Source organism: Rhodococcus sp. NPDC059968 (assembly GCF_042738615.1).
Classification (GTDB): Bacteria; Actinomycetota; Actinomycetes; order Mycobacteriales; family Mycobacteriaceae; genus Rhodococcus_F.
In genome coordinates this window covers 19,952-28,121 of sequence record NZ_JBHWUE010000111.1, presented here as the reverse complement: position 1 = coordinate 28,121, position 8,170 = coordinate 19,952, and the positions used below count along the sequence as shown (strand labels likewise).

6 protein-coding genes and 1 pseudogene are annotated in these 8,170 nt (G+C 68.1%); all 7 read right to left on the bottom strand.

What is annotated here, in order from left to right; all coding sequences use genetic code 11:
- Nucleotides 1-159: 159 nt before the first annotated feature.
- Nucleotides 160-960: pseudogene (locus ACFWAY_RS45405) on the bottom strand (DUF2637 domain-containing protein); the annotation flags it as partial.
- A 412-nt stretch (nt 961-1,372) separates the two neighbouring features.
- Complete coding sequence (locus ACFWAY_RS45400; protein WP_378515190.1) at nt 1,373-2,080, bottom strand: hypothetical protein; 708 nt, start codon at nt 2,078-2,080, stop codon at nt 1,373-1,375.
- A 23-nt stretch (nt 2,081-2,103) separates the two neighbouring features.
- The gene (locus ACFWAY_RS45395; protein ID WP_378515189.1) at nt 2,104-3,315 is read right to left on the bottom strand and encodes an insoluble domain protein; all 1,212 of its coding nucleotides are present in this window, start codon (nt 3,313-3,315) and stop codon (nt 2,104-2,106) included.
- A gap of 96 nt (nt 3,316-3,411) precedes the next feature.
- Nucleotides 3,412-4,803 (bottom strand): ParA family protein, encoded by a 1,392-nt coding sequence (locus tag ACFWAY_RS45390; protein WP_378515188.1) that lies wholly within the window; start codon nt 4,801-4,803, stop codon nt 3,412-3,414.
- On the bottom strand, nt 4,803-5,159 hold the full coding sequence (locus tag ACFWAY_RS45385) for a hypothetical protein (protein WP_280781057.1): 357 nt from the start codon (nt 5,157-5,159) through the stop codon (nt 4,803-4,805). Before ACFWAY_RS45385 ends, ACFWAY_RS45390 begins: the two co-directional genes overlap by 1 nt.
- Nucleotides 5,160-5,216: 57 nt before the next feature.
- A complete protein-coding gene (locus tag ACFWAY_RS45380) occupies nt 5,217-6,962 on the bottom strand; it encodes an FtsK/SpoIIIE domain-containing protein (protein ID WP_378515186.1) in 1,746 nt (581 codons plus the stop codon).
- Nucleotides 6,959-7,627: a hypothetical protein gene (locus tag ACFWAY_RS45375; protein WP_378515185.1), complete on the bottom strand. Its 669-nt coding sequence runs from the start codon at nt 7,625-7,627 to the stop codon at nt 6,959-6,961. The genes ACFWAY_RS45380 and ACFWAY_RS45375 overlap by 4 nt, the downstream gene beginning before the upstream one ends.
- Nucleotides 7,628-8,170 lie beyond the last annotated feature (543 nt).

Genomic DNA, 8,170 nt, shown 5'->3' with positions numbered 1-8,170 from the left:
CCCTCGACCCGGGCGGACTCGACCAGGTAGTAGTACGTCTTCCCTCCCTGCCGTTTCCCCACGATCGAAGCCATATATAGGTAATACACTCTCCGGTCGCGTTTGCCCAGCTCAACACGCACGACGCGACACGAAAACTCGGCTACCTAGGAAACTCACGCTAGCATCGGTGAGCTCGCCAGGATTCGCAGTGGTCGGTTGTGGGGCGTCCGCAACGGCAGGACGACCCTCCGGTTCCGGAGCGGTGGTCTCCGTACGGTCGTCGAGAGCGGATGAATCGGGTGCCGACGCAGCGAAGACGATGGGTGCAACGGTCGGGTCGACCGACGGCGCAATGCGTCCGGCGTTGCGGTCGACCGACGACGTCGGCCCTGGGGCCGGCATTCGGTAGTCGGTCGCGGTGTCCGCGTCGGACCGCTGCTGTTCACGGTGTCGGGCGTCGCGCACGACCGCGGTGTACTCGGTGTGGGCGGTGCCGATGGCCTTGATGAGGATGCCGACACCGTGGGTGAAGGCCAACACCAGCAGCGGCGGAATGATTGCAATGAACGAGGCGCCGGTCGGCGACAGCGGGGCGTAACCGAGGTCGATGCCGGCTGCAATGTTGCTTGCGGCGGCTTGGCCGGAGCGGTGTGCGTGGTAGGCGTTGCCGAAGACGCTGATGAAGACCACGACTACGGCGAGCCCGAGGAAGAACCGCTTTCCCGTTGCGCTGCCGCCGATTTTGCTCAATGCAACGACCGCGATCGTTGCGCCGAGGATTGCGCCGTCGACGATGGCCGGGAAGATCCAGGTGAGGTATTGCGGGATGCCCGCCTGCAACGCCAGGTCACGTTGCACGGCGAAGGACAGTACAAAGGCGCCTGTGGTGATGCCGATCGCAATGGCGATCGCAACGATGAGGGCTGCTATCAGGGCGTGGAGTTGGATTCGTGCTGCTCGGATATTGAGGTCGGTCATGCTCGGGGGTCTCCTTCCACGGGGTTTCACTCGACGAGCCCCGCTGGTTGCTGCCGGTGGGGTTCCTGTGTGGCATTGCGGATTGTCGTTGCGGTGTTGCGGAGGGTGTTGCGGTGTTGCACTGTCCGCCGGGGCGCCGCTCCCCACGCGGCAATGCGTGCTATCGCAGGTGGCATTGTTCGCCCATTTGCCAGCAACGGCCGCGTCCGTGGTCGGGTGCGTCGGAGTCGGGGCGACGACGTTCTGGCGCACGGTGGCCCGCCGATCGTCAGCGCTGCCACCGAGCACATCGTGTGCGGAACGCCTGCGCCACGGCGCAATTGCGGCTGTGCTGATGATGCGCGTGCACTGCACGGATACGTCCTCGTTCGGTCGGGTCCGTTGGCTAGCACTCCGCCTCGGAGCTAGGGACTCAGGTGAAGACATCGACGTACCAGCGCCCGTCGATCTTCTGGGTGGTGACGGTCTGGGTACCTCGTTTGACCGGCTGGGCGGGCTGCATCACGGACAGGTCGACCAGGTAAACCCCGTCGGACAGTTCGATGGTGCGGATGCAGTAGTTGGTGCCGATTGGGACCGCGTCGATGACCTTCTGCAGCTCGGGACTTGGCAGCACCGATGAGGTGGAGGTGGCGAGGCCGCGGGCAGATTCGCCGTTGCGCAGGCTGTAGTACGCGTGGTTGAACGCTGCGATCACGCCCGCGCCGCTCTTCTGGTCACCGCGGTCGGCCCGGCAGTCCCCGTCCGACGCGGATGTCTGTTCGGCCTGTTCGGGTTCGGGCAGGTTGAGGATGGGCGGCCCGTTCTCGTCAGCCGCTGCGGTGGCGCTGGTTGTGGCCGCGGTAGCGGTTTCACTGTCTCCGCTGCGCAGGTGGCTGACGGCGACCCCGCCGGCCACGGCGATGGCGACCGCCGCGACGGCGGCGGCCGTTTTCTTTCCCGGCCCGCGGCCGCCGTTGGCCGGCGGTAGAGGCGACCGGGGTGGGGGCGGTGGTGTGGCCGGGCCGCCGGGCGCCATGGTGCGGGCGCCCGGCGGGTGGTCGACGGTGGGTGTGTTGCCGAGAAGGTCGATCACGGCGGGATGTCGCGGCGTCGATCGGCCGAGGGTCGGCTTCTTCATGGTGTGCACCCGCCTTCGTGGTTTCAGTTCGCGGTCGGAATGCCGCCGCCGATGGCGCCCGACAACAGGTTTCCGGCCAGGCCGGGCGTGGCGTCGGTGAAGAACGAGTTCAGGGTGGTGTCGACCTGCTCGATGATCTGCTCGCCGCCGGGCTGGGCTGCGACGAAATCGCGGGCCTGCTGGTCGATCGCGGGCGCAGCTTCGACCGTGTCCTGTACGGCGTCGGCGGCCGCTTGCCCTACCGGGCCGGAGTTCTCCCAGTCGGTGAGCACGGTCTCGGTCTGGGCGGTCACTGCTTCGGAGTCGATGTCCGGTACCGAGATCTCCTTCGGTTCGCCCTTGTCGCCGGCAGCGATCGGGGTCACCGCCGCGACGGCGACCGCACCGCCGACGACCGCTCCGGCCGCAGCGACGGGGAGACCCACCGCGGCACCGAGGCCGGCACCCGCGGCGGTGCCGACGATCCCGGCGGGTACCCATCCGAGTCCGGGAAGGAAGACGTTGCCTGCGGTCATTGCGGCGAGGCCGCCGATGGTGCCACCGACCAGTGCGCCCGTGGTGGCTGCCGCCCCGCCGGCGGTGACTGCGCCGAGCGCTGCCCCGGCGGCTCCGGCACCGACCTGCGCGGCGGCGATCCGGTCGGCCCGAGATGTTTCCACACCGATCGAGCGCCAACCCGTCGAAACCCCGGCCTGGACCACGGAGAGGGTGTTGTTGGTGCGGTCCCGGTCGCCGTCGCTGATCCAGTTCGGCTGTTTGAGATGGATTTCGCCGATGCGCAGGGTGTCGCGCGGGGCGATGAACGGGGCGGTCGGCTCGACCGGGGTCGGCAGGTGCAGCTGGTCGAACTGCACCGGCTCGATCGAGTAGTTCTCCGGCTCGACGTACACGCCTGTGTCGTAGTCGTAGTTCGGGAGCGGCTGGTACTCGATGTTCTGGTACTCGGCGGGCGGCTCGACCCAGTACACCGGTTCCGCCGGGGTCTCGGGCACGTGGGCGGGCTCGGGTGCTGGTGTGGGGGCGGTGGTTGCGCTGGGGGTGTCGCCGCCGGTGACACCTTCCTGGGTGCTGTCGCCCTTGACACCGCCCTGGATCGGGTCGGCGAACGCGGAGGGGGACAGGGCGATGCCGGAGGCCAGGGCGGCGGTGATGACTGCCAGCGTGGTGGCTGCCTGTGTGGCGCTCTGTGGGTGGTGCCGGCCTCGGGTGCGGCGGGCGGCGCGGTTGTTGCTCATGGTGTGCCTTTCGTGAGGTGGCCAGATGCGAAGCGAAGGTGGATGTGGCAGTGGAGGGCGGAGCGAGATCTGTACGGCCGGTGGGTGATGGCCGAGTCAGGGGCCGGTGATCGTCGTGATGACCTCTTCGGCCAGTCGGGTCAGCGCGGCTCGGGTGTGGGGTTGGAGCCGGGAGAGTGCAAGGCGTTCTCCGGAGGCGAACAGCGGCTCGAACGGCATGCGCGCCACGAGCGGTACTCCCAGGTCCCGGAGGGCCTCGACGGTGTCCTGTTCGACCATCGGGGCGTCCCCGGGGCCGGCGGTGATGACAACGATCGTGCGTTGGAGAACGTCGGTGGCGGTCGACGCCAATTCGGTGATCATTTCTTCTGCGGCGTCGGCGGCGTCCCAGCGCAAGGGAACGGGGACGACGACGGCGTCCGCTGTCCTCACTGCCCACTGCCAGGTTCCCGCGAGGGGGTTGTTGCCGGTGTCGGCGACGAGGATTTCGCGGTGCTGGGCCACGATCGCGGCCAGATGCGCCGCATGGTCTTCGTTCAGAACGGACGTCGCGTCGCCGCGGCGTCCCGCGATGATGTCCTCACCCGACGGTTGACGGGTCAGGTGCTGCGAGAGCACCGAGGGTCGGATGGCGACATCAGGGTCGGGATGTGCTGCCAGCAAGGCGGGGATGTCGTTGCCTGGCGAGGGACGGACGGCGACCCGCTTGGCGAGACTGCCGCCGACCTCGCCGAAATCCGCGCACACCACGGTGCTGGCGCCGCGTAGGACGGCCAAGGTCTGAGTGAGAGCCACGGCGAGCGGTGTCTTACCGACCCCTCCTTTCGGGTTGGCGAAAGTGATCACCGAGAAATCGGGCAGCGCCCGGGTGATCATCGACTCGGCGGCCCGCAGCCGCATCTCCGGCGACTGTGCTTTCGGGGCGAGACTCAACCCGAGCATGGCGTTGAGCCAGCCGCGCACTCCCAGGCGGGCAGGCTCACCGGCCCCGGGAGCGATCTCGGGGGCGGCCAGCCCCGCCACTGACCGCCGCGGTCGGGCGGGTGGTGTGCGGTCGTATCCGTCTGCGCGCTCGGCGAATACGGCTGCTCGTGCGGGTGTCGGCTCGGTCGCTGGCAGCCGCACGGGAACCGTGGGCTCATTGCCCTCGTCCTGGATCCGTACGACGGGAGTGCCGCCGGCCGGGCGGCGCTGGGGCCGTTCCCGGGTGGCGGGTTCCTGTGCTGGCGCCTGCTCCTGGGCGGGGCGGATGGTCTGGTCGGGGTCGACCTCGAGCCGCATCGGTGCGGTGTCGGTGCCGCCGCTGACCGCGACGGTGATTGTCTGGCCGCTGTTTCGTGCTTCGGCGTGGGCCTGGGCGAACACGGCGGTCATCAGGTCTTGCTCGGTGTCGCCTCGCAGGTCGAGCGTCGCGGCCTGCGACGGCACATACGCCGTAGCGTGGCGTCCTCCGTCGTCGATGGCGACGGTCATCTGCGGGGCGGACATCACAGATTCCCGGCGCCGGAGGTGGTGCCGTCGAGCTGGGCGAGCATTTCGGTGATCAGCTCGTCGAGGCTGGTGAGCTGATCGAGTGCCTCGGTCTTGACCTCGCCGTCGGGTAGGGCGCCCACCAGGTCGCGTCGATGACCGATCGCGGTGAGGAGCTCGTCGAGACGGCTGCGGGATACGGTCTTGCTTTCGGTGTCCAGGGCGGCCAGCCATCCGGGTGTGGAGGCTCGCAGCGCTTCTCGGTACGCGCGAACGACGGGGTCGGAGTTGCCCTTGTTGACGAATGGGCGGTGCATGGCCTCGATGTCCTCGGGTTCGAGGATTACTGCGCGTTCGATCTGCCGGACTGCCATCGGTGGCCTCTCTCTCGTGTTTCGGTGGTGGGAGCGATAGAGTCGGAACATCAGGGGTCAGGCGGCGGAAGCGAGGTCGACCGCGGCGAGGAAGACGGTGTCGAGTCCGCTGTATTCGAGGATCAGGACCTCGGGCCGGCGGCCGGTGGATTCCACCGACACCTCCACCCGCACCAGTCCCTCCTCGGTGACCGTGCCGTCGCTGTCGCGGGCGACCTTGCGGATGGTCTCGACGGTCAGGACGGTGCCGGTGCCGTCCGGTTCGTCGTCGAGGCCGAGGACGATGTTCATGCCTTCCTCGAGGGCACCAGCCGGGATCGCATCTGCGATGTGGTCGATCAGGGATGTCACCGACGACCCGGAGACTGCGACGGGCTCGCGGACGTCATCGGCCATCGTGGTGATCAGGTGCTGTTCGTCGGCGATGAACTGCACCAGCTCGGCCGAGAAGCAGTACACCGGGGTATCCCTTGTCGGGCGCAGGCTGTCGACAGCGTGTGCTTCCTCGGCGGACAGGTCGCTGCGGGCGGCGGGGTGGTCGTCGATGGTGGGGGTGAACCACACCTGTGCGAGGGCGGGGTCGCCGGAGGGGTCACTGACTGTGGCGCGGCCGCGGATCTTGGCGTCGATGTCGCGGCCGACAGTGGTCTCACCCCACATCATGTAGGCGCCGTCACTGCTCAACCGTGCAAGCGCTGCTCGGGTCTGGAAGTTGTCGCGGACACTGCCGGAATCCCGCCCGAACAGGTGCGCATCGGGGCGCTGGACTCCCACGGCGAGGCGGATACCTGCCGAGCGGGCCAGGGCGACGAGTTCGCCGATTCGCCCGAGTGGGTTACAGCGTTTGATGACTTCCTTCTCCTCATCGGTGCCGGACTTGGCCAGCTGTGTCCAGGCCGCGGAGAGGATGAAGAACTCGTCGAGCACCGCCACCAGTAGCGGCATGTTGCGCGCCTTCAGACGCTGGGTCTGCATGTACTTTGTGCGTGCGTGCATTTCGCGCCACAGCGCGTAGATGAACTCTGCGGCCCGCAAGGGTTCGAACACGATCGCGGGGACCCCGGGGTAGCCGAGGAATTGGTGCAGTTCGATGCGTTTGGGGTCGACACCGATCACCGGGACTCCGCGGAGTGTGAGTTCGGTGATCACGGTGGTCAGCAGAACCGTCTTTCCTCCGCCGGTCGGTCCGACGACCAGCATGTGAGGTGCCGATGAATCGTCGGAGATGTTCCAGTAGGCGTCGACGACGCCGGCATCGGTTTCGCAGGACGCGTACGGGACATGCAGGCGTTGCCCGGGCACGCTGGGGTCGCTTCCTGGCCAGGGCATCTGCTGGCGTCGCGCGATTCCACGTTCGTCGAGTTGTGGAACAGGAAGGTCGGCGGCCGGGATTTTCAGCGAATGCATCACCATTGTCGCGAGCGGCTTTCGGAGCGAGAGGGTGATGATGGGCTTCTCCGGGGCCCAGTCCACTCGCCACAGCTGCCCTGATTCGTGCGTGCCGAGGGCGGCGAGCAGAGCCTCGGAGAGCTTGTGCCGGTTGGCTTCCATGCCGGTGGCCAGCGTGGGCTTGTAGTAGATGCGGTAGGAGGCTTCGGTTCCGTCGTAGGCGTAGGAGTCGACCGACACGGTCACGTCCTGCAGGGCCTTGCCGTCGGAGAACAGCTCGGCGAGCATGCGGTGACGTGCGCTGCGGGTGTCGGGGAGCACCGGTTGGCGGGTGATCGTGATGGTGCTCCTGTCGGCCCGGAAGGCGGTGACGTACTTCCAGTCGGCCACTGTGGGTCCGAGGTATCGGCTCATTGCTCCGCCTTCGGCATCGAGGGTGCAAGGCTGTCGGGTCCCGGTTCGCCCGCCGGGACGCTGTGGATCTGCGCCTGCGTATTCGGCGGCAGAAATCGCAGGGGGCGGGTGGGGGCGAGGGCCGGTAACGCGGCGCGCAGGCGGTGCCACAGCGGCGATCCGACGATCAACGCATTGACTGCCGAATTCAGACGCTCCTGCCGGTTCGCATCGACGACCGCTCCCTGCGGCAGGCGGATTGCCGCCCACGCGGTGCTGTGCCACCCGGTACGCACACTGAGCCTGATCCGCACGGGGCTGTGTCCGGTGGTCTGCCGCACCACCGCGGACAGGATCCGCCGCTGCCGGTACCGCAGGAACCGAATTAGGTCCCCGGCACCGAAGAGGGCAACGGCGACGACGAGCCTGGGCCGAATGTCGATGAGCCACTGCGCCCAGAGCGGCGAGCGCGGCCACAGCTCGGTGATCTGAGCGGACTCCGGCAGGGTCGGCGCCCACCACACGGCGATGGTGACGGCCAGGACGACGAGCACCCACGGGGTGAACCGCGCTGCCTCTTGCTCCCCCGACTGTTCGGGCCGCCTGCGTCCGCCGGCGGCCGACGAGGTACCGGAAGGACCGAGCACATCCCGGAAGAACTCGCCCACAGGGTCATTCGACGGCATCGCGGAAACCCCTTCTCGGTCGGACATCTGCGTCGTGTTGATGCGCACACAGTGAATCCGCTCGCCGGAGGATTCACCAAGGACCCCCGCACGCGCTCGGGCGTGTCGCCCCGCCCGCCGCCCCTGCGAGTGCGTCCCAGGCCGCCGTGAGGCGAACCCCGACGGGATCTCCAAAAACGTTCTGCCAAGTGGTGTTTGAACCACTGCTCGCCGAAACCGGTCCGGGGCGCTATTCTCAACTTCGCCTCCCCCCGTAGGGGGGAGGCGTCTCCCGAAGGGAGTGGGGGCGCAGGCATCACCGATCCCCCAATCGTCGACACGTGCCCCACATGGGGCCAATCACGTTCTTCGCGAGGGTTGTCCGAAGAGAGCGTGCCCGGAGGGCAGCACCCGTCCCCGGCAGCGACCGGTCCCCACCCTGAGCAGTCCCCGCAGCGACCGGTTCCCACCTTCAGCAGAGCCCGCAGCGACACGACCCGTCTTCGTGGACCCACCGCCAACCGGCCCCACCCTCAGTGGACCCCGCAGCGACACGCCCGAGCG

Coding starts and splice junctions, on each gene's coding strand:
- ACFWAY_RS45385 (WP_280781057.1), bottom strand. CDS start 5,159: ATGGCAGTCCGGCAGATCGAACGCGCAGTAATCCTCGAACCCGAGGAC.
- ACFWAY_RS45390 (WP_378515188.1), bottom strand. CDS start 4,803: ATGTCCGCCCCGCAGATGACCGTCGCCATCGACGACGGAGGACGCCAC.
- ACFWAY_RS45375 (WP_378515185.1), bottom strand. CDS start 7,627: ATGCCGTCGAATGACCCTGTGGGCGAGTTCTTCCGGGATGTGCTCGGT.
- ACFWAY_RS45400 (WP_378515190.1), bottom strand. CDS start 2,080: ATGAAGAAGCCGACCCTCGGCCGATCGACGCCGCGACATCCCGCCGTG.
- ACFWAY_RS45380 (WP_378515186.1), bottom strand. CDS start 6,962: ATGAGCCGATACCTCGGACCCACAGTGGCCGACTGGAAGTACGTCACC.
- ACFWAY_RS45395 (WP_378515189.1), bottom strand. CDS start 3,315: ATGAGCAACAACCGCGCCGCCCGCCGCACCCGAGGCCGGCACCACCCA.